This is a genomic window from Duganella alba, from assembly GCF_009674495.1.
Taxonomy (GTDB): domain Bacteria; phylum Pseudomonadota; class Gammaproteobacteria; order Burkholderiales; family Burkholderiaceae_D; genus Rugamonas; species Rugamonas alba.
Genome location: NZ_WKJN01000025.1, coordinates 40,527 through 61,301 on the forward strand (window position 1 = coordinate 40,527; position 20,775 = coordinate 61,301).

General features: G+C 63.5%; 18 protein-coding genes and 1 pseudogene. 11 read left to right on the top strand and 8 right to left on the bottom strand.

What is annotated here, in order from left to right; translation table 11 throughout:
* The first annotated feature begins 58 nt into the window (after positions 1-58).
* Together GJ695_RS21595 and GJ695_RS21600 are read left to right on the top strand one after the other, a co-directional pair.
* Entirely contained in the window at positions 59-703 is a 645-nt protein-coding gene (locus tag GJ695_RS21595; RefSeq protein ID WP_154368383.1) for a class I SAM-dependent rRNA methyltransferase, read from the top strand.
* A gap of 64 nt (positions 704-767) precedes the next feature.
* Positions 768-1,886, top strand: a complete 1,119-nt coding sequence (locus GJ695_RS21600; RefSeq protein WP_154368385.1) for a type IV pilus twitching motility protein PilT — start codon at positions 768-770, stop codon at positions 1,884-1,886.
* Here GJ695_RS21600 and GJ695_RS21605 read toward each other — a convergent pair whose 3' ends face one another.
* The 4 genes from GJ695_RS21605 to GJ695_RS21620 are packed head-to-tail and all read right to left on the bottom strand — an operon-like array spanning position 1,887 to position 5,046.
* Positions 1,887-3,161 (bottom strand): cytochrome c, encoded by a 1,275-nt coding sequence (locus GJ695_RS21605; RefSeq protein WP_154368387.1) that lies wholly within the window; start codon positions 3,159-3,161, stop codon positions 1,887-1,889. It lies immediately after the preceding gene.
* Positions 3,158-3,862: a c-type cytochrome gene (locus GJ695_RS21610; protein WP_154368389.1), complete on the bottom strand. Its 705-nt coding sequence runs from the start codon at positions 3,860-3,862 to the stop codon at positions 3,158-3,160. Before GJ695_RS21610 ends, GJ695_RS21605 begins: the two co-directional genes overlap by 4 nt.
* Before the next feature lie 39 nt (positions 3,863-3,901).
* Positions 3,902-4,567 carry a 3'-5' exonuclease gene (locus GJ695_RS21615; RefSeq protein WP_154368391.1) on the bottom strand — a complete coding sequence of 222 codons (666 nt, stop codon included), beginning with the start codon at positions 4,565-4,567 and terminating at the stop codon, positions 3,902-3,904.
* The gene (locus GJ695_RS21620) at positions 4,567-5,046 is read right to left on the bottom strand and encodes a ProQ/FINO family protein (RefSeq protein WP_154368393.1); all 480 of its coding nucleotides are present in this window, start codon (positions 5,044-5,046) and stop codon (positions 4,567-4,569) included. Before GJ695_RS21620 ends, GJ695_RS21615 begins: the two co-directional genes overlap by 1 nt.
* Positions 5,047-5,452: 406 nt before the next feature.
* Here GJ695_RS21620 and rpoD point away from each other — a divergent pair, with 406 nt between their 5' ends.
* The 3 genes from rpoD (at position 5,453) to GJ695_RS21635 (ending at position 8,942) form a co-directional block, all read left to right on the top strand.
* A complete protein-coding gene (gene rpoD / locus GJ695_RS21625) occupies positions 5,453-7,927 on the top strand; it encodes an RNA polymerase sigma factor RpoD (protein ID WP_154368395.1) in 2,475 nt (824 codons plus the stop codon).
* A gap of 85 nt (positions 7,928-8,012) precedes the next feature.
* Complete coding sequence (locus tag GJ695_RS21630) at positions 8,013-8,540, top strand: YfbM family protein (RefSeq protein WP_154368397.1); 528 nt, start codon at positions 8,013-8,015, stop codon at positions 8,538-8,540.
* Positions 8,541-8,561: 21 nt separating this feature from the next.
* A complete protein-coding gene (locus GJ695_RS21635; protein ID WP_154368399.1) occupies positions 8,562-8,942 on the top strand; it encodes a GFA family protein in 381 nt (126 codons plus the stop codon).
* Position 8,943: 1 nt separating this feature from the next.
* On the opposite strand, the gene GJ695_RS21640 is transcribed toward GJ695_RS21635, so the two are convergent.
* Positions 8,944-10,035: a PAS domain-containing sensor histidine kinase gene (locus GJ695_RS21640; protein WP_154368401.1), complete on the bottom strand. Its 1,092-nt coding sequence runs from the start codon at positions 10,033-10,035 to the stop codon at positions 8,944-8,946.
* A 111-nt stretch (positions 10,036-10,146) separates the two neighbouring features.
* Positions 10,147-12,981 (bottom strand): phosphoenolpyruvate carboxylase, encoded by a 2,835-nt coding sequence (gene ppc, locus GJ695_RS21645; RefSeq protein WP_154368403.1) that lies wholly within the window; start codon positions 12,979-12,981, stop codon positions 10,147-10,149.
* Positions 12,982-13,133: 152 nt separating this feature from the next.
* On the opposite strand from ppc, the gene hemC reads away from it, so the two are divergent.
* From hemC to GJ695_RS21665, 4 genes are read left to right on the top strand one after another with little or no spacing between them, the layout of a single operon-like run.
* On the top strand, positions 13,134-14,159 hold the full coding sequence (gene hemC, locus GJ695_RS21650; protein WP_267874275.1) for a hydroxymethylbilane synthase: 1,026 nt from the start codon (positions 13,134-13,136) through the stop codon (positions 14,157-14,159).
* 7 nt (positions 14,160-14,166) lie between these two features.
* Entirely contained in the window at positions 14,167-14,958 is a 792-nt protein-coding gene (locus tag GJ695_RS21655) for a uroporphyrinogen-III synthase (protein WP_154368407.1), read from the top strand.
* Positions 14,955-16,115 (top strand): uroporphyrinogen-III C-methyltransferase, encoded by a 1,161-nt coding sequence (locus GJ695_RS21660; RefSeq protein ID WP_154368409.1) that lies wholly within the window; start codon positions 14,955-14,957, stop codon positions 16,113-16,115. The genes GJ695_RS21655 and GJ695_RS21660 overlap by 4 nt, the downstream gene beginning before the upstream one ends.
* 2 nt (positions 16,116-16,117) lie before the next feature.
* Complete coding sequence (locus tag GJ695_RS21665; RefSeq protein WP_154368410.1) at positions 16,118-17,314, top strand: heme biosynthesis protein HemY; 1,197 nt, start codon at positions 16,118-16,120, stop codon at positions 17,312-17,314.
* 14 nt (positions 17,315-17,328) lie between these two features.
* On the opposite strand, the gene GJ695_RS21670 is transcribed toward GJ695_RS21665, so the two are convergent.
* Positions 17,329-18,390: an MBL fold metallo-hydrolase gene (locus GJ695_RS21670; protein WP_154368412.1), complete on the bottom strand. Its 1,062-nt coding sequence runs from the start codon at positions 18,388-18,390 to the stop codon at positions 17,329-17,331.
* 288 nt (positions 18,391-18,678) lie between these two features.
* Here GJ695_RS21670 and GJ695_RS21675 point away from each other — a divergent pair, with 288 nt between their 5' ends.
* Positions 18,679-19,074 carry a pentapeptide repeat-containing protein gene (locus GJ695_RS21675; protein WP_154368414.1) on the top strand — a complete coding sequence of 132 codons (396 nt, stop codon included), beginning with the start codon at positions 18,679-18,681 and terminating at the stop codon, positions 19,072-19,074.
* 23 nt (positions 19,075-19,097) lie between these two features.
* Here the strand turns inward: GJ695_RS21675 and GJ695_RS21680 are convergent.
* Positions 19,098-19,628, bottom strand: a pseudogene (locus GJ695_RS21680) (IS30 family transposase); the annotation flags it as partial.
* 241 nt (positions 19,629-19,869) lie between these two features.
* Here GJ695_RS21680 and GJ695_RS21685 point away from each other — a divergent pair.
* A complete protein-coding gene (locus GJ695_RS21685; protein WP_154368416.1) occupies positions 19,870-20,652 on the top strand; it encodes a hypothetical protein in 783 nt (260 codons plus the stop codon).
* Positions 20,653-20,775 lie beyond the last annotated feature (123 nt).

Sequence of the window (20,775 nt, forward strand, 5' to 3'; positions counted from 1 at the left end):
TGCGGGGAGCAGAATGCATGCAGCCGGGAATGGGCGGCGCATGAGGTATCATTCGGGTATGCTTACCATAACTATCAAACAGGGCAAGGAAAAACGCCTGCTGGCCGGCGATATCCTGGTCTACGCCACCGCCATCGAGCGCGTGGACGGTCGCCCGCAAGAAAAGAACAAACCTGGCGCCACCGCCATCCTGCAAACCTCGTCGCGCCAGTTCCTCGCGCGCGCCGCCTGGAATCCGCATTCGGAAGTGCGGGCCCGCGTCTGGAGCTACAAGGAAGACGAGCCGGTCGACCACGCGATGATGAAGCGCCGCGTGCGCGCCGCCATCGCCAAGCGCGCCAACGCCGTGCGCAGCGCCGGCCCGAACGACTTGGTGCCGGTGATTCGCGGCGACGACGATGGCCTGCCGGGCCTGCTGGTCGATAGCTGGGGCGGCACCGCCGGCTACCTGATCTGCCAGTTCCAGGCCGCCGGCGTCGATGCCTGGAAAGTGCCGATCGTGCAAGCCTTGCTGGCCGATACCGGCTGCCCCAACGTCTACGAACGCTGCGACGACCTGATCCGCAAATCCGAAGGCCTGCCGGTGTTTTACCGCCCGCTGGCCGGCGAGGAACCGCCGGATCACGTGCTGGTGACCGAAAATGGCCAGCGCTTCAGCATGGATTTGCGCACCGGCTTCAAATATCCCAAGGTACGCGCTTAAAAAGTTTCGGCGTTGCAAGTTTTTCTCTTATAATCATCCGGCATCCACGGAGATTTGAGCAGAGATGGAACACTACCAATCGTCGCAAATTCGCACCTTGAGCTACATCGAGAACGAAGACCACCCGGTCTTCGGCACCCTCGTCGAGCAGATTCTGCACCTGCTGAACTCCAAGCTGATCTTCAGCGATATCCTGATCCACCAGAACAGTCCGTTGATGCTGCGCCAGCCGAAAGGTCTGGTCGCGGTCACCGACTCGCCGATCACGCGCGAGGAGTTGCAGGAATTCTTCGAGGTGGTGGAACCCAACTGGGCCGAACGCATCCAGGACCGCGCCTTCGACCGCGCGGTGGACCTGCACACCGCCCGCATCCGCGCCAACTGCTTCAGTTTCCAGGGCCGCAAGCGCCTCGGTTGCGTGATCCGCCGCTTCCCCAAGGAACCGATGCCGCTGTCCAAGCTGGGCCTGGCCAGGCACGAACAGCACTTCGCCAAGCTGACCAGCGGGCTGGTGCTGATCATCGGCGACACCTGCCAGGGCAAGTCGACCACCATCGCGTCCATGCTGGACGAGATCAACAAGAACCGCTCCGGCCACATCATCACGATTGAAGATCCGGTCGAGACGCTGATTCCGCAGCGCCAGTGCGTGATCACCCAGCGCGAGGTGGGCTTTGACGGCGACGTCGAGAGTTTCTACCTCGGCGCGCTGGATGCCTTGCGCGAACGCCCGGACGTGATCTGCATCGGCGAGATCCGCGACGCGCAGACGGCGCAGGAAGCGCTGGCGCTGGCCGAAGCCGGTCCGCTGGTGCTGGCCTCGCTGCACGCCCGTTCGACCGAGCTGGGCCTGCAGAAGATGCTGCGCCTGCTCGGCAACACCGAGCCGCAGGCACAGGCGCTGGGCCATGCGCTGCGCGGCGTGCTGTGCCAGGCGCTGCTGCCGGCGGTGCAGGGCGAGCGCTACTACCTGGCCACCGAATGCCTGACCAACAATCCGGAAGTGACGGAGATGATCGCCAACGGCCAGATCTCCAACCTGCGCATCTGGATGGAAGACAAGCCGGGCGAGGGCTGCCATACCATGAACACCTCGCTGCGCGCGCTGCTGGCGGAAGGCAAGATCGCCGTGCAGGACGCGCGCAACGCCACCACCGACCGCATCGGCTTCGTCGAGCCGTAATTATTCCAGCGGCACCGCGCGGTAGCGGTTGACGTCGCCGCCGTTGACCGGCGGCGCGTTGTTGCCCCAGGCGCTGCGCAGGTAGGACACCACCTGCGCCACTTCCGTGTCGTTCAGCGCGTGGCCGAACGGCGGCATGCTGTACGGACGCGGATTGCCCGCCGTGGCCGGCGCAAAGCCGCCATTCAGCACAATCCGGATCGGATTGACCGCATTGGTCATGATCAGCGCGTGGTTGCCGGCCAGCGGCGGATAGATGGACGGCTTGCCGGCGCCATCGGCGCCATGACAGTCCGCGCAATGCTTTTCATACAGCGTGGCGCCGGCGGCCAGGAAGGCCACCGCCTCGGCCGCGCCTTCGCGCTCGAAAGCAGGCGGCTTGTCGTCCGGCGGCAGCGCTTTCAGGTAGACCGCGATGGCGTTGACGTCGGCGTCGTTCAGGTATTGCAGGCTGTCCTTCACCACTTCCGCCATCGGCCCGAACACGGCGGCGCGCGGCGATACGCCGGTTTGCAGCAGCGCCGTCAGGTGCGCCTGCTGCCAGTCGCCCCGCGCGTTCAGCGCCGGCGCATACCAGCCTTGCGCCGGAATCATGCCGCCGGACAGGCTTTCTCCTTCCGTCGCGCCGAGCGGATTGCGTGCGCTGTGACAGGCGCTGCAATGTCCCAGTCCCTGCACCAGATAGGCGCCGCGATTCCAGTCCACGGACTGTCCGGTCTCGGGCTGGAACACCTCCGGCTTGAAGTACAGCACGCGCCAGGCGGCCAGTGAAACCTGCAGGCTGTACGGGAAGCGCAACTGGTGCGGCTGGTTGGGCTGCGCGACCGCCGGCACGGTTTGCAGATAGGCGTACAGTGCGTCGGCATCGTCGCGTGTGACGCGCGTGTAGTTGGTGTATGGGAAGGCCGGATACAGCAGGCGGCCGTCGCGCGATTTGCCGTGGTGCAGCGCGCGCCAGAAATCGTCGGCGCTCCACATGCCGATGCCGGTGTTGCGGTCGGAGGTGATGTTCGGCGCCATCACGCTGCCGAACGGCGTTTGCAGCGGACGGCCGCCGGCATAGGCCTGGCCGCCGCGCGTGGTGTGGCAGGCCATGCAGTCGCCGGCCTTGGCCAGGTAGGCGCCGCGTGCGATGCGTTCGGCCGGCGTCAGCGCCACGCTGGCGGCGGAGGGCGGCGTGTTGCTGTCGCTGCCGAACTGGCGCGCCAGCAGCACGGCCGCCACCACGCCGACCGCCAGCGCCACCGCCACAACGGTATAAACGATTTTCCTCATTTGGCGCCTCCCTGCGCGGCGGCCGGGTAGCTGCCGCAGGCGAGCGGCAGCGGCAGCGTGATGCTGGTGGCGGGGCGGGCGGCGTCGTCAGGCGTCTGCCGGCCCAGCCAGGCCGAGACGGCGGCGACGTCGCTGTCGCTCAGGCGGCCGGCGATGTCCGCCATGCAGTCCGGCGCGGTGGCGCGGCGCGACTGGTTCTTCCAGTTGCCGAACTGGGCGTTGATGTAGTCGCTGGGCAGGCCGAGCAGGCCGGGGATGGACGGATCGACGCCGCTCAGCGCCGTGCCGTGGCAGGCCACGCAGGCTGGAATTTTTTTCGATGGATCGCCTTGGCGCACCAGCGTTTCGCCGCGCGCCACCTGCGCCGCCGTGGCGCTGGCGCCGCTGCCGGGCGGCGGCGGCGGATAGGGCGGATGCTGGGCCGAGAAGTAGTCGGCGATTTCGCGCAGGTAGGCGTCCGACAGGTTGCCGACCATGTAGGTCATCATCGGGTAATGGCGGTGGCCGTCGCGGAAGTGGCGCAGCTGGTTGTACAGGTAGCCGGCCGGCTTGCCGGCGATGCGTGGGAAGTAGGCGTCGCCGCGCTCCTTGACGCTATGGCAGGCCAGACAGGCGGCAATGCGCTGTTCCAGCCTATCCGGCGCGGCGACAGGCGCGGCAGTCAGTGCGGCAGCGAGACCCAATGCGGAAAAAATCGGCATACTCCTCCTTGTGCAAGGCGGCGCATGGCGGCCGCAAGGCTAGGATATACCGGTTTTGGCGGGTTTTGGCAATTTGACACCTTTGAGAGGTGGCAACTTGTTACCCAAGGAAATCCAGTGGCGGTAGACGCGCAGGGCGACCTGGGCGTCGTCGGCCGCGTACAGGATCTGTTTTTCGTTCAGGCGCGGCAGGGCCCAGTTGGTGGTGGAGATCTTTTTCGACTTTTGCAGCTTGAGGCCGAAGAACTTGGCCACCGCCGTCTTGGCGCCGAGATCGTTGCGCTGGCCCGGCGTGCGCAGCGCCACCGACAGGTCGACCACGCCGGCGGCGCGGATGGCGAGCTTGGCGTGCAGGCGCTTGACGTCGTCCGACAGGCCGAAGCCGATCTTCAGCGGCGATGCGCCTTCCAGGATGGCCTGCAGCACCGCCAGCGTATGCGCGTCGGTGCTGCTGCCGATCTGGAACAGATAGGCCTGGGCATCGGTGGCAAACTGGATCAGGTGCGGACCGGTCGAGGTTTCGCCGCGGGTGAAGGTCGGCTTGGATTCGGTATCGAAGCCGATGGCGTCGCAGGCCAGCAGGGCGTCGCGCGCGGCGACGGCCTGTTCCGGAGTCACCACCATGTGGACGTCGGCGATACGGATGCCGAGGTAGGGCGGCAGGTTGTCCTCTGCCGCCACTGCTGCCACAGGCTGGCTATCCATCAGCCTTTTTTCGAGAACTTCGCGGCCAGCTGGTTCAGCTTGTCGGCGCGCACGCGGGCAGCTTCCTCGGCCGCCTTGGCGTCGCGTTCAGCTTTCTTGCGGTCGGCTTCCTTCTTGAACCGCTCCTGCAGCACCTGGGTGGCGTGGGCGCGGTGGGTATCGGTCACTTCGGCGCCGGGCGTGCCGTCGAGGTCATGGCGCACCTTGGCTTTTTCCATGACTTTCAGGTAGCGCAGCGAGCCGGTGTGGATGCCCAGCGCGGTGCGCATGGTTTTGCGGTCGAGCTCCGGCATGACGGCCAGCAGCTGCTTGTCGATTCCGATTGCCAGGGGCAGGAAATCGCGGAAAGCAGGGAATTGGGTTTGCAGTTGTTTCAGCAGGCTGCGCGGGGTTTGGGCGGCAGGCGCCGGTGCGGAGGCAGCGGTAGCTGGCTCGGTGGCCGGAGGCTGTTGGGTAAGACTAGTGTTCATCGACTTCATAGGTTAAGCAACAACCGTCAGCATATCATGCTGCCCAGCGGATTGCAGTGCCTTTTGCGCCATTGTGTCGGATTGCTCAGGCTTAGGATGGGGTTAAGGCCACTTGTGAACGTGCGTTCGTGGCCCAAATTGTGTATAATGCTCGACGCACCACTGGCAGCACGGTGTGGTTCAGTTTGGTACAGGATGCGATTCGGATGGTCTGACCAAGGGCTTTGGCCCTTCTCATTTGCCCTTCTCATCTTCCCTGACAAGAGAAACAAGCCCGTAGCAAGGACGCGGGCTTTTTTTATTCCGCAGAAAATCGTCAGCTAAATTACAACATTTCCACCCCAGGCGCACCTTCGCGGTCGGCGCGGGGTCTGCTTTTTTGTAATTTCTGACGAATACGCATTGAGAGATTTTAATGACAAAACCGAAAACTTTAACGTTGTCCGTCAAAAAGCCCGCCGCCCGCGCCAGCGCCGCGCCACTGGTGGTGCCGAAGACGACTCTATCTTATGTCATCGATAATGAAGAGGCAGCGAGCAAAGTAACGGTAGTCAAAAAGAAAACCCGCCTGAGCGCCGCTGCCGAGGCCGCCCAGGCCGACGTGCAGTCGGCCGAAGTGGACGACGGCGCCGCCAAGGTGGCCAAAGTGGCGCGCAAGAGCGCCGCCGCGACCGTTGCCGCCGACGACGCGCCTGCCGTGACCGTGAAAGCCGCGCCGAAATCCAAACTGGTCAAGGCCAAGGTGGAGGTCGCGCCGGTGATCGTCACCACCCCGTCGGCATCGGCGCCAGCCGTCAGCCAGGTGACCGACGCCGCCACGCTGGCGTCGATCGACACCTCGGGCTACCTGCTGCCGGGCGTCAAGGTGCCGGGCCGCCGCGGCCGCAAGCCGTCCGAATTCACGCCGGAAAACGACGAAGTCGCGGCGCTGAACGCGGTCGAGCGCGCCGAGCTGAAGGCCGTGTCGAAAGCCCGTGAACGCAAGGCCAAGGGCGGCGCCGACATGCTGGGCCTGGACCCGAAAGCGTCGGCCGAGGAACTGGAAAAACGCCGCGCGCAGATCAAGAACCTGATCAACATGGGCAAGGAACGCGGTTTCCTGACCTATGCGGAGATCAACGACCAGCTGCCGGAAAACATCATCGATCCGGAAGCGATCGAAGGCATCATCGCGACCTTCAACGACATGGGCATCGCCATCTACGAGCGCGCGCCGGATGCGGAAGCGCTGCTGCTGAGCGATAACGTGGCCACCGTCACCTCGGACGACGAAGTGGAAGCGGCTGCCGCCACCGCGCTGTCGACCGTCGATTCGGATTTCGGCCGTACCACCGACCCGGTCCGCATGTATATGCGTGAAATGGGCGCCGTGGCGCTGCTGACCCGCGAAGGCGAGATCGAGATCGCCAAGCGTATCGAAGAAGGCCTGAAGGACATGATCCAGGCGATTTCCGCCTGCCCGACCACCATCGCCGAAATCATTTCGCTGGCCGACAAGATCGAGTCCGACGAAATGAAAGTGGACGACGTGGTGGACGGCTTTGTCGATCCGAACGAAAGCGCGCCGGCCCCGGCCGTGAGCGCCGCGCCGTCGGATGACGACGAGGACGAGGAAGACGACGGCGAAGAGGAAGACGGCGACGTCGGCGGCGGCGCCGCCGGCTACTCGACCGAGCAACTGGCGCAGCTGAAAATCGCCGCGCTCGACAAGTTCGCCTTCATCTCGGCGCAGTTCGAAAAAATGCGCAAGGCCAGCGGCGGCTACGGCTCCAAGGCCTATGTGACCGCGCAGGAAGCCATTTCGGCCGAGCTGCTGGGCATCCGCTTCACCGCCAAGGTGGTCGAGAAGCTGTGCGACACGTTGCGCGGCCAGATGGAAGAAGTGCGTTCGATCGAACGCGCCGTGCTGGACCTGTGCGTCAACCGCTGCGGCATGCCGCGCGCGCACTTCATCAAGGTCTTCCCGGGCAACGAGACGGACCTGGACTGGGTCGACGGCGAAGTCGATGCCGGCTATCCCTACAGCACCGTGCTGGGCCGTAACGTGCCGGCCGTGAAAGAGCTGCAACGCAAGATGATCGACCTGCAAGCCCGCGTGGCGCTGCCGCTGGCCGACCTGCGCAAGATCAACAAGCAGATGGCCGCCGGCGAAAAACGCGCGCGCCAGGCCAAGCGTGAAATGACCGTGGCCAACTTGCGTCTGGTGATTTCGATCGCCAAGAAGTACATCAACCGCGGCCTGCAGTTCCTGGATCTGATCCAGGAGGGCAATATCGGTCTGCTGAAGGCGGTCGACAAATTCGAATACCGTCGCGGCTACAAGTTCTCGACCTACGCGACCTGGTGGATCCGTCAGGCCATCACGCGTTCGATCGCCGACATGGCCCGTACCATCCGCGTGCCGGTGCACATGATCGAAACGATCAACAAGATGAACCGCATCTCGCGCCAGATCATGCAGGAAACCGGCAGCGAGCCGGACCTGGCGACCCTGGCGGTCAAGATGGAAATGCCGGAGAACAAGGTCCGCGAAATCATGAAGATCGCCAAAGAGCCGATCTCGATGGAAACGCCAATGGGTGAGGACGGCGATTCGCAGCTGGGCGACTTCATCGAAGACAACACCACGCTGGCGCCGCTGGACGCCGCGCTGCACGCCTCGATGCGCAACGTCATCAAGGAAGTGCTGGATTCGCTGACCCCGCGCGAAGCCAAAGTGCTGCGCATGCGCTATGGCGTGGAGATGTCGAACGACCACACGCTGGAAGAAGTGGGCAAGCAGTTCGACGTGACGCGCGAGCGTATCCGCCAGATCGAAGCCAAGGCGATGAGCAAGCTGCGCCAGCCATCGCGCTCGGACAAGCTGAAAACCTTCCTGACCCAGAACTAAGGTCGGCGCAGCAGACAGCAAGCAGCAAGCAGCAAACAGGAAGGGAGGCCGTGGCCTCCCTTTTTTTTCGCGCTACACTAGCGCCATGAAAAAAATTATCCTCGCATGGTGCGCGTGCCTGATCTCGCTGTCCGCCCACGCCGGCATGACCTGGCGTGCGGCGCCGGTGGCGGCCGACCGCATTCCCTTCCTGCGCGGCAGCGAGGAGCAGGTGATGGCGGCGCTGGAGGGCGACGGCGCCATCGATCTCGACAAGATGTGGCACGGCATCCATTACCTGCTGGCGGCGCGGCCCGGCAACCGGGCCATGGCCGAGCTGACGATCTTCGGCGGCGAGGCGGTCGGCGCGGACCAGGGCTACGGGCCGGCCCGCGTGCTGTCGCCGGCGCAGGTGAAAAGCATCGCCGCCATGCTGGAGCGCGAAACGCCGGCCACGCTGGCGGCACGCTATGCGCCCGCAGCGATGGAGGCCGCGCATACCTATCCGGAGGGGATCTGGATCGGCGAAGGCAGGGAGGCGCTGATGGATTTGCTGCAGCACTATGATGTGCTGCTGGTGTTCTTCAAGAACGCGGCAATCAGGGGGCAGGCCGTGGTGGTCCTGCTTGGCTGACGATCAGGAGGTCACGGTGAAATGAGCGATCAAGGCGATCTTCATGGCAGCTGCCTGTGCGGCGGCGTGCGGTATCGGGCGGCGTTGCCGGTGTTTCATGCGAGCCACTGCTACTGCACCATGTGCCGCAAGCAGCATGGCGCGGCGGCGGGGTCGTATGCCAATGTCGCCAGCGCCGGCCTGGTGATCGAGCAGGGCGCCGGGCTGATTGCCGAGTACGCCTCGTCCGCCGACGGCCGCCGCGACTTCTGCCGCGTGTGCGGCTCCACCTTGTTCTGGCGCAGCACGGAGTCGCCGGACCGCGTCGCCATCACGCTCGGCACGCTGGAACCGGAATACGGCGGGCCGGTCGAGCGCGAACTGTTCGCCGACAACAAGCCTGCCTGGCGGCCGCGCGGCTAGTTCAGCTACGGTCCACCCGGCAAACGATGTGCAGCGCCGTGCCGGCACTGACGCTGACCGTCAGCGTGCCGCCCAGCGCGCCCAGGCGTTGACGCATGGCGTGCAGCGCGGCCGCCTCGGCCGGGTAGGAGGCGCCGGGATGGCGGTCGCTGCTGAGGGTGATGGCAATCTGCGCGCTGCACAGGCTCAACTCCACCTGCAGCCGTTGCGCGCTGGTGCTCAGGTATTCCAGTCCGGTCTGGACGATGTGAAACAGGGCGCTGGTGGTCTGCTGCGTCAGCACGGCGCGGTCGTCGAGCACGCGCAGCGCGCATTGCAGCCCCTGGCGCCGCGCCATCTGTTGCAGCTGCCATTCGATGGCGGCGCTTAAGCCGAGGTCCAGCGTGGCCGGATGCAGTTCGTTGATGATGTGGCGCACGGCGTCGATGCTGGCGTCCAGCGTCGCCAGCGCCTGCACCGCGCGCTCGTGCAGCAGCGGTTGCGCGGCGCCGGTGCGCGCGTGCAGCATGGCGATGTCCAGCTTGAGCGCCACCAGGTTTTGCGCCAGATTGTCGCGCATGCCGGTCGCCAGGCGGCGGTGCTGGCTTTCGGTGGCGTCCTGCCGTTCGCCGGCGATCTGCTGCGCCAGTTGCAGCGCGTCGGCCAGCGCGGTTTCCTTGCGCTGGCGTTCGGTGATGTCGAGACTGCTGCCGATCAGCAGGTAGGGCTGGCCGTCGGCGTCGTAGATCGGGTGCTTGTAGGTCAGCATCAGCCGGGTTTCCTGCAGGCCGGCGTGCCACAGCGGCACCTCCTCGATCACGGTTTCGCCCTGGGCGAAGGCCAGGCGGTCGTACTGGTGATGCAGGCTGAGCTGCTCCGGCGGAAAGATGCCGGCGCCGTCCCGGCCGGCGATGTCTTCAAGGCACACCCCCCACATCGCCTCGCAGGCCGGATTCATCATCACCACGCGCAAGGCGGCGTCCTTGACGAACAGCGGCTGCGGCATCAGCGACACGACCTGGCGCACATCCTGGCTGCTGATGGCGCCTTCCTTCAATCCGGTAAATAAACGCTTCAGTTCTGCATTGGGCGGCAAGTTCGGCAGGCGGGGCATAAGTGTTTCACTCGGTAAAGGTTTCTCCGATTGTAATATTTAATTGCAATATTGTCATGTAAAAATGAAAACGCCCCGACATGCGGGGCGTGGAAGCGATGCGGGACGGTGTCAGCCGGTGTTGCGCAGGCCGGCCGCGACGCCGTTGATCGACAGATGGATGCCACGGTGCACGCGCTCGTCAGCCTTGCTTTCCGACGACAGCGCGCGGTGGCGCTTGATCAGCTCCACCTGCAAGTGGTTCAGCGGATCCAGATAGGCGAAGCGGTTCTGGATCGAGCGCGCCAGCAGCGGATTGCCGGCCAGGCGCTCGGTGGCGCCGGTGATGCTTTGCAGGATGTCCAGCGTGTCGGCATGCTCGTCGGTGATGCGCTTGAAGATGCGTTCGCGCAGTTCCTTGTCCTGCACCAGCTCGGCGTAGCGCGAGGCGATCGCCAGGTCGGTCTTGGCCAGCACCATGTCCATATTGGACAGCAGCGTGGCGAACAGCGGCCAGTGCTGGAACATGGCTTGCAGCTGGGCCAGGCGCTCGGCCTTGTCGCCGTCGGCGATCCAGCCGCCGATGGCGCTGGCGAAACCGTACCAGCCCGGCAGCAGCAGGCGGCATTGGCCCCACGAGAAGCCCCATGGAATCGCGCGCAGGTCTTCAATCCGCTTGGTCGACTTGCGCGAGGCCGGGCGCGAACCAAGGTTCAGCTCGGCGATCTCGGCGATCGGCGTGGCGGCGAAGAAGTAGTCGGTGAAGCCGGGCGTTTCATAGACCAGATTGCGGTAGGCCTTGTAGGCGCGGTCCGAAATCTCGGCCATCACCGCTTCGTAGCCGTGCAGCTGCTGCTGGTGGGCGGCGTCTTCCGGCTGCGGCAGCAGGCTCGCCTCCAGGGTGGCGGCGACCAGCAGTTCCAGGTTGCGGCGGCCGATGTCCTTGTTGGAGAACTTCGAGGCGATGATTTCGCCCTGTTCGGTCAGGCGGATCTGGCCGTTGACGGTGCCGTGCGGCTGCGCCAGGATGGCGTCGTACGACGGACCGCCGCCACGACCGACGGTGCCGCCGCGGCCATGGAACAGGCGCAGCTTGACGCCGGCCTTTTCGAACACCTTGACCAGGTTGGTCTCGGCCTTGTACAGCTCCCAGTTGGAGGTCAGGAAGCCGCCGTCCTTGTTGGAGTCCGAATAGCCCAGCATGACTTCCTGGATCTGGCCCTGCTTGGCGATCAGTTGCTTCACCAGCGGGATCGCCATCACGGCTTCCATGATGCCGGCGGCGCGCTGCAGGTCGGGAATGGTCTCGAACAGCGGGATCACCATCAGATCCAACTCGGGTTCAGCTTCCCCCGCGGCGAGGCGCAGCAGGCCCAGCTCTTTTTGCAGCAGCAGCACTTCCAGCAGGTCGGACACGGTTTCGGTGTGCGAGATGATGTAGTTGCGGATCGCGCGCGCGCCGTAGCGGGCACGGATCTCGCGCGCCGCGCGCAGCACGCCCAGCTCGGACACGGTCTCGGCCGAGTAGGTGATGTACGGCGAATTCAGCAGGCGCGGCTGCGCCAGCTCGCCCAGCAGCAGCTTGACCTTGGCGTCCTCGTCCAGCGCGGCGTAGTCGGCCAGCACGCCGGAGGTGGCGAACAGTTCGGCCAGCACGCGCTCGTGGATGTCGGACGACTGGCGCATGTCCAGCGAGGCCAGGTGGAAGCCGAAGATGTCGGCCGCGCGTTTCAAGGTGGCCAGGCGCGGCTGCACCAGCACGGCGCCGTGGTTGGCGTTGAGCGAGTCGATCAGCAGCTGCAGGTCGGTGGCGAATTCGGCGGCGCCGTTGTACGGCTCGGCGTGGCCGACTTCCTTGCGCAGGATGTTGGTGGCGCCCAGTGCGCGCGCGGTCGAGGCCAGGCGGGCGTAGATGCCGATCAGGGCGCGGCGGTACGGTTCGTCGGCGCGGTGGTCGGAAGTGTCCGGCGACTGGTCGGCCAGCGCCTGCAGTGCCGGCGAGCAGCCTATCATCAGGGTCGAGATCGACAGCTCGGCGCCCAGCGTGTGCGCTTCTTCCAGGTAGAAGTCGAGGATGGTGGTGGCCTGGCGCGTCAGCGCGTGCGACATGGTGCCGCCGTTGACGTTGGGATTGCCGTCGCGGTCGCCGCCGATCCAGCTGCCCATCTGCACGTACGGTGCGGTGATGTGCTGCGGCTGTTCGTCCTTGCCGTAGTGGTGGGCGATGTCCTGCTCGATGTCATCGTACAACCCCGGCAGTTCGCGCAGGAAGGTGATGCGGTAGTAGGACAGCGCGTTTTCGATCTCGTCGGCCACGGTCAGCTTGGAGTAGCGCAGCATGCGGGTCTGCCACAGCGTGGCGATGCGCGCCTTCAGCAGGTGCAGGTTGGCCGCCTGTTCCTTCGGCGTCAGCGGCAGGTCGCGCTCGGCCAGCAGGCGGGCGATGTCGTGCTCGGCGTCGAGGATGGACTTGCGCTGCACTTCGGTCGGGTGGGCGGTCAGCACCGGGGCGATCAGCGCGTCCTGGAAGAAGGTCGAGACCGTCTCCTGGCTGACGCCGGCTTCCTTGAGCTTGCACAGCGCGAAGTTGACGCTGCCTTGCTGCGGCTTCGAGCCGGCCAGCAGGTGGGCGCGGCGGCGGCGGATATGGTGCTGGTCCTCGGCGATATTGGCCAGATGTGAGAAATACGAGAAGGCGCGCACCACCGAAATGGTTTGCTCCTTGGTCAGGATCTTCAGCATGCCGTCCAGTTCCTTGGCGGCGCCGGCGTCGGCTTCGCGGCGGAAGCGCACGGCGGTCTGGCGGATGGTTTCGACCACGGCGTAGACTTCCTCGCCTTCCTGGTCGCGTAGGACGTCGCCCAGCAGGCGGCCCAGCAGGCGGATGTCTTCTTTCAATGGCGCGTCCTTGTCGACGCCCGGTTGTTCAGCAGCTTGTTCGTTCAATGCACTAGATGGATTGGCCATGTGTTTTAAGTCACGAAAGGGTGAAATATGTCGGTGCATGGGCTTATGGCCCGGTTCTGCGAGAAGGTGAGCATGCTAAAATTTGTGATCTTAAACACGCGCGTGGTACTGGCTTGCGCCGGTTAGCGTCAGCTACAGCGAAAGAACTGGTTTTGAAAACATCTGAATCTAAGCATTCTCCGTCGAGATTGGTTATTGCGTCGCGCGAGAGCCGCCTCGCCATGTGGCAAGCCGAGCACGTCCGCGATCGCTTGACATTATTATATCCGCAGTGCGATGTCAAAATTGTCGGAATGACGACGCGCGGCGATCAAATTCTGGATCGCACCCTGTCCAAAGTGGGCGGCAAGGGGCTGTTTGTGAAAGAACTTGAAGTGGCGATGGCCGAAGGCCGCGCCGACCTGGCCGTGCACTGCCTGAAAGACATGCCGATGGAGTTGCCGGAAGGCTTCGCCATGGCGGCCGTGATGGAGCGCGAAGATGCGCGCGACGCCTTCGTGTCCAACGATTACGCGTCGCTCGACGAACTGCCGGACGGCGCCGTGGTCGGCACCAGCAGCCTGCGCCGCCAGGCGCTGATCGCCGCGCGCTACCCGCAACTGGTGATCAAGCCGCTGCGCGGCAACCTCGATACCCGCCTGGCCAAGCTGGATCGCGGCGAGTACGCCGCCATCATCCTGGCCGCCGCCGGCCTGAAACGCCTGGGCCTGGCCGAACGCATCCGCGCGCTGCTGTCGCCGGAAACCAGCCTGCCGGCGCCGGGGCAGGGCACGCTGGCGATTGAAATCCCTGAACGCGACGATGGTCTCGACCTGGTGGCGCTGCTGGCGCCGCTGCACCATGCGCACAGCGCGCTGGTGTCGATCGCCGAGCGCAAGGTGTCGCAGGTGTTTGGCGGCAGCTGCCAGATTCCGCTGGCGTCCTACGCCACCATTGATGGCGACCAGATGCATCTGCGCGCCATGGTGGCGACGCCGGACGGCAAGCGCATGATCAGCGCCGAGGCGCATGGTCCGGCCGCCGACGCCGAAGCGCTGGGCCTGCAAGTGGCCGAGCAGCTGCGCGTGCAGGACGCCGAGGGCATCCTGGCCGCCTGCCTGAGCGAAGCGGCGCAAGCCGACGACGATGCGCGTTCGGCCGAACTGGCGGCCAGCGCCGCCGGCAAGCCTGCCGCCTGATCCGGGGATGGCCGGCGCCGTCGTCATCACCCGTCCCCTGGCGCAAGCCACGCCGCTGGCGGCCCGCGTGGCGGCCCTGGGCCGTACCGTGGAAATTTTGCCGCTGCTGGAAATCGCGCCGCTGGCCGATCCGGCGCCGCTGCTGGCCGCGCTGGCGCAGCTGGATCAGTACGTCCTGGTGGCGTTCGTCTCGCCGAACGCCATCGACGCGGCGTTCGCTTATATAAAGCAGTGGCCGGCCGGCGTGACGCTGGCCGTGGTGGGCGAGGGCAGCCGCGCCGCGCTGGCCGCGCACGGCGTCACGCCGGAGCGCCACACCATCGTCAGCCCGGCCGACAGCGCCCACAGCGACTCCGAACACCTGCTGCAAACGCTGGACCTGGACGCGCTGAACGGCCGCCGGGTGCTGATCATCCGCGGCGAAAGCGGCCGCGAGCTGATGGGCGACGGCTTCCGGGCGGCCGGCGCGCTGGTCGATATCGTGCCGGCCTATTGCCGCTCGGTGCCGGCGCTGACGCCGCAACTGGCGGCCACCTTGCGCCGGCTGCTGGCGCAACAGAACGACTGGATCATCACCAGTTCCGAGGCTTTACGGGGCCTGTGCGGCCTCCTGGCCAATTTGGACTTGCAGCACCCTGACGCGATGCAGCACAATAGCGTTGTAGCTATGCAACAGCAGCATCTGATCGTGCCACACGCCCGAATTGCCGAAACGGCAAATAATTTAGGATTTTCCAAGCTGACGCTCACCGGATCAGGCGACGAACGCCTGCTGGCCGCGTTACAATCATGCCTATGAACGATTTGCCTACTTTACCTGACCCAGCCGTCTCGAACGCCAAAACCGCCGATGCCGAGACTCCGCCTGCGGCCACGCCGCCATCGCAGCCTGAACCGAGCCTGCTCGAGACCCTGCAACAGCCGCAGATGCTGTTGGTGGGCATACTCGTGCTGACGATTCTGCTGGCCGGCCAGACCTGGTCGTCGCATGCGCGCGTCAACAAGCTGCGCGAGGAAATGGCGCTGCGCCTGCAGAAAGGCGACGCCTCGAATGCCGACACCGGCAACCTGGTGCGCAGCGTGCAGGAAAACACCAAGGAGCTGCAATCCAAGGTCGCGCTGCTGGAAAGCAAGCAGCAGGAAGCGCAGAGCCAGCAACTGGCGCTGGAGCAGCTGTACCAGGATCTGTCCAAGAACCGCGACGAATGGGCGCTGACCGAGATCGAGCAAGTGCTGTCGACCGCGTCGCAGCAGCTGCAACTGGCCGGCAACGTGCCGGGCGCGCTGATCGCGCTGCAGAATGCCGACCGCAGCCTGTCGCGTTCGGACAAGCCGCAGTTCATCACCATCCGCCGCGCCATCGCGCGCGACACCGACAAGCTGAAAGCCTTGCCGAGCGTCGATTCGGTGGGCGTGGCGCTGCGCCTGGACAACGCCATCGCGCAGATCGATACGCTGCCGATGCTGGCGGACGAAAAGCCGACGCTGCCGGCGCCGCCTGAAAAGAAAGCCAGGCCGGCCAAGGTCGTGCACGGCAAGGATGGCAAGCCGGTCAAGGTCGAGGAGACCAGCCCGTGGCTGCAAGCCCTGCAGGATGGCTGGAATGGCTGGAGCAGCGAGATGTGGACCGATGTGCGCCAGCTGGTGCGCGTGCGCAATGTCGAGACGCCGGACGCGCTGATGCTGTCGCCGACGCAGGCCTACTTCATGCGCGAAAACCTCAAGCTGCGCCTGCTGAACGCGCGCATGGCGCTGTTGTCGCGCAATGAAGGCGCTTTCCGTGCCGACCTGATCGCGGCGCAGGACGCGCTGGTCAAGTATTTCGACACCCGCGCCCGCTCCACCCAGACCGTGCAGGCACTGCTGCGCCAGGTACAGAGCAGCAATCTCGCGATTGAGATGCCGACCCTGTCCGACAGCCTGAACGCCGTGCGCAACTACAAAGCGAAGCCATAGTCATGCGTTTATTTCTCTGGTTAGTCGCCATGATGGCCGCCGCCATCGGTATTGCCGTGACGGCGCGCTTCAATCCGGGCAATGTGGTGCTGTTCTATCCGCCGCACCGCATCGACCTGTCGCTGAATTTCTTCGTGCTGCTGGAGCTGGCGCTGTTCGTCTTCCTGTACATCGTGATCCGCGCCTTCCGCGCCACGGTCAAGATGCCGGGCAAGGTGGCGGCCTACCGCCAGCAGAAGCGCGAGCGCGATGGCAATAAAGGCTTGCGCGAGGCGCTGAAAGCGCTGTTCGAAGGCCGTTTCGGCCATGCCGAGAAAGCCGCGCTGCGCGCCTCCGAACTGCCGGAAAACGCCGGCGTGGCGGCACTGATCGGCGCCCGCGCCGCGCACCGCATGCGCCAGTCGGCGCGCCGCGACCAGTGGCTGAACAAGCTGGTCGACGACAACGCGATGAAGACCGCGCGCCTGATGACCATGACCGAACTGCTGGTCGACGACCACCAGCCGGAGCAGGCGCTGGAAGCGGTGCGCGAGCTGAACGCCAGCGGCACCCGTCACATTCACGCCTTGCAGATGTCGCTGAAGGCGCAGCAGCAGGCCAAGAACTGGCCGGAAGTGCTGCGCCTGGTGCGTTCGCTGGACAAGCACCGCGCGCTGCATCCGGCCTTGTCGTCGCGCCTGCGCGAACTGGCGTATGACGATCTGCTGTCCGACGCCAGCCACGATGCGGAATCGCTGTTGCGCGTGTGGGCAACCGTGCCGTCGGTCGACCGCGTCAAACCGTATGTGGCGTGCCGCGCCGCGACCGCCCTCAATGCGCGCGGCCTGCACGATGAAGCGCGGCTGGTGGCGGAAGAATCGCTGGCCGCCGACTGGGATGACCGCGTGGTGCGCGCCTACCGCGAAGCCGCCGCCCCGGCCGGCTCGGCCGCGCTGCTGCTGCAGATCGAGCATTGCGAAAACTGGGCCAACGCCCGCCCGACCGACGCCGAACTGGCATTGACGCTGGGTTCGCTGTGCCTGAAGCAGAAACTGTGGGGCAAGGCGCAGCGCTATCTGGAACAGGCCCTGTCGGACGCCTCCGATCCGCACATGGTGCGCGAATCCCACCTGAAGCTGGCGCAACTGCACGAAGCGCTGGGCCAGGAAGAAGAAGCCGCCAACCACTATCGCCAGTGCGCACTGGCAACGATCCTCTAAATTCAACCCGGTTTTTATGCTGGGTCGGAGTCGACCGGGAAGCCTTCGATTTTCCAGCGCAGCATGCCGCCGGCAAGGTTGGCGACTTTGGTGAAACCGGCCTTGGTCAGCAGCACGCTGGCTTGCGCCGAACGCACGCCGGAACGGCAGACGGCAACAATCGGCTGCGCGCGGTCGAATTCGGCCATGCGCTCGGTCAGCTGCGACAGGGGCACCAGCGTGGCGCCATGCAGGTGGCCCAGGCGGTCGATGAATTCCGGCGCTTCGCGCACGTCGACGATCTGCACCTTGCTCTGTTGTTCCAGCAAGGCCATCGGCTCGATTTCCCATACACCGCTGAAGCGCAAAGTCAGCGGCGCCCAGTCCGGCGCGTCGGTCGGCGCGTCGCCTTGCGGCTGGCCGCAGCGCAGGTTGGCCGGCACCGCCACCGCCATCAGCTTTGGATGCGGCAGGTGCAGGTTGTTCATGTGGCCGGTGAAGTCGCCCACGTCCACATCGCCGCCCAGGCGCGGGTTGTAGCGCCGCTCCTCCGCCACGCTGGTGACGGTGATGCCACGATAGTCGTGGCCAGGGTAGAGCAGGCATGCGCCCGGCAAACTCAAAATCTGCTCATGCACCGAGGCGAACAGCTGCTGCGGGCTGCCTTGCTGGAAGTCGGTGCGGCCGCAGCCGCGGATCAGCAGGCTGTCGCCGGTGAAGGCCATGCTTTCGTCATCCAGCACATAGGTCAGGCAGCCGCTGGTGTGACCGGGCGTGGCGCGCACCGTCAGGTGGCGGGCGCCGAAATCGATGCGGTCGCCGTGCTGCAGGGCGGTGTCGGCCTCGGTGGTGCCGGCGGCGGCCGAGATGGCGATGCGGCTGCCGCTGCGCTGGCGCAAACGCCAGGCGCCGGTGACGTGGTCGGCGTGGACGTGGGTGTCCAGCGTGGCCACCAGCTTCAGGCCCAGTTCTTGCAACAGCGCCAGGTCGCGCGGCACCTGTTCGTAGACCGGATCGATCAGCAGCGCCTCGCCGCCGTCACCCAGCAGATAGGTGTAGGTGGAGGAGGTCGGATCGAACAATTGGCGGAAGATCATAATTCGGTGGCTGAATAAGAACAGCCCTCATCATAACAAATGTTCAACGGTGTTGCGCCGCACAAGCCGCCTGTACTTCGATATAACGTCAAGGATTCGCCATACAGCCTTTACCTACACGCTGATTTTTGTCAGATTGGCATTTGGGCGAAACGTGGGCGAAAATCGTAGAACCTCCCTCAGAGGTGGTCGAAGTGATAAAGTGTGAATCTTTCACGAAGGCAAGCTGCTATCCTAAACGCCGACAGCCGAGTTCGGCCAAGAGCTGTCTGTCGCTTTAAAAATTATATGAATTCGAACTCAACAGAAGGCTGCACCCCGGCACAAAACCGTGCAGAACTTGAGCAGCGATATGCTGCTGGGGAGCGATACTTTCCGGCCACCGACCTTAGCGAAGCGGACCTTTCTGGAATCGAGTTGGATGGTGCTGACTTCGAAAAGCATTCTTGGTTTCACAGCGCAGATTTTTCGGGGGCAAGCTTACGTGGCACGAGCTTTAGGGAGTGCAATCTTAAGTGCGTTAATTTTTCGAATGCCGACCTGACTGATGCCATCCTTGAGTCCGCTGCAATCGAATTGATCAAGACTAACGGAGCGTTGACGGAGAACGTTAAAGTCCGAGGGGCAACATTTTATGGCTGCGAACTTGCCGATGGCGATATGCTGCCATCATGGGAATGGTAGGTTGGCGTGTGTCGGCTGCGGATTCAACTGATCGACGCAACGCACTCTTCAAATTTGTGAGCCGGTGTCTGGTAGTGTAATGTTTTCCTAGGGCGCTCGTTCAATCTTCTGGCTATCTCGTCCAAGTTCTCTTGCGAGTAGGTAGAAAGGTCCAGTCCCTTGGGAAAATATTGCCGCAGTAGTCCATTCGTATTTTCGTTGGAACCTCGCTGCCAAGGATTCTGTGGGTCGCAGAAGTAGACTTGAATTTCGGTCGCCATGGTAAATCGCTTGTGGCCGGCCATCTCCTTGCCCCGGTCCCAGGTCAGCGATTTATAAAGCTCATGCGGCAATCTCTTGGCGTTGTCGATCAGAGCATTCACCACCGTCGCAGTATCTTTGCCATCCACTTTCACTAACATGACATAGCGAGTTTGGCGTTCGACCAAGGTCGCAATCTGGCTGTTGTGACTGCCGAATAATAAATCACCTTCCCAGTGCCCTGACACCGCCCGATCCTCGGCAGTTGCCGGCCGTTCGCTGATCGATATCGCATCGTAGATCCTGCCGTGGTTACCGATGCAATGATCAACAGTTTACAGCGAATCCACGTTTGGCCGATCTACCGGAGCTGCAGCATCGCCACAGCTTGGTGTTTCCAAAACGCCGACTGGGTGACCACGGCCGCCAAAGCACGCCAAGTCCTGACCGAAAAGCTGAAAAAAATGAATGCACCCGTAACCTGTTTTAGTCCCGGGATTGTACTGGTTTCCATGTGGAATTATAATTATCTTTTTTGATACCCTTGGAGTGAAAGTGGACGATTTGGTTAAAAGCGTGAAGGCCCAATTGTACGATCGACTGAGTAGCCCCCTACTGTTCACTTTTTTCGCTTCATTAGTCGCTTGGAATTATCGTGCGGTTTTAATTGTGGTTTCCTCGCTTTCTCCTTCAGACAAATTCCTTTCTCTTGATCTGCTCAGTTTAGGATGGGAGCATCAAGAACTGTATTGGCCTCTTCATCTGTTCATATTTCCGATCACGACGTCAGCGGTATATATTTTTGCTTTGCCGTGGGCAGAGAAGTTTGTCTTTGAATACACGCTTCAGCGGAAGAAGGATTTGAAGATTGCAAGACAGAAGATAGAAGATGAGACTCCGATGTCAAATGAGGAAGCCCGTGAGCTTCGGAACTTAGGCGAGGTCGCCTCTAAAGAGTACGATGCAATTATAAAAAGAAGGCAAGAAGAAATTGCCGCGCTTAAAGTGGAAATCAGTGAACTGAAGGAGCAGATTAGAGTCCTTACGGCAAAGCCGACTACCTCAGAAAATTCGAACGTACTGTCCGTGCCGCAGAGGGTGTTATTAGCTCAGATCTACAAGATGGGGGGCAGCGGTGTTGCAAAGTACGCCCTGTTTAAGGACCTCTCCGATGACGAGCGCCTCAAACTCCAGTACAACATTGATGAGTTAAGCAGACTGGAAATGATCAGCGAGAATACGAGTTACGAAGATGAGCAAGACGATCACGGATATGAAGCAATTGGGCTCACGGCCCTAGGTCGAAAGTACTTGGTGGAGAACGACTCAGGTGGTTAGGCCGGCGTAGCTGATTAAGTTGACTTCTACATGGCTTGGTATTTGATGCAAAAAAATTTCACATCTTTTCGCTAATCTTCTGATATATTGCTCGCACACGGGGATTCGTTCGCCCGGAGAAAA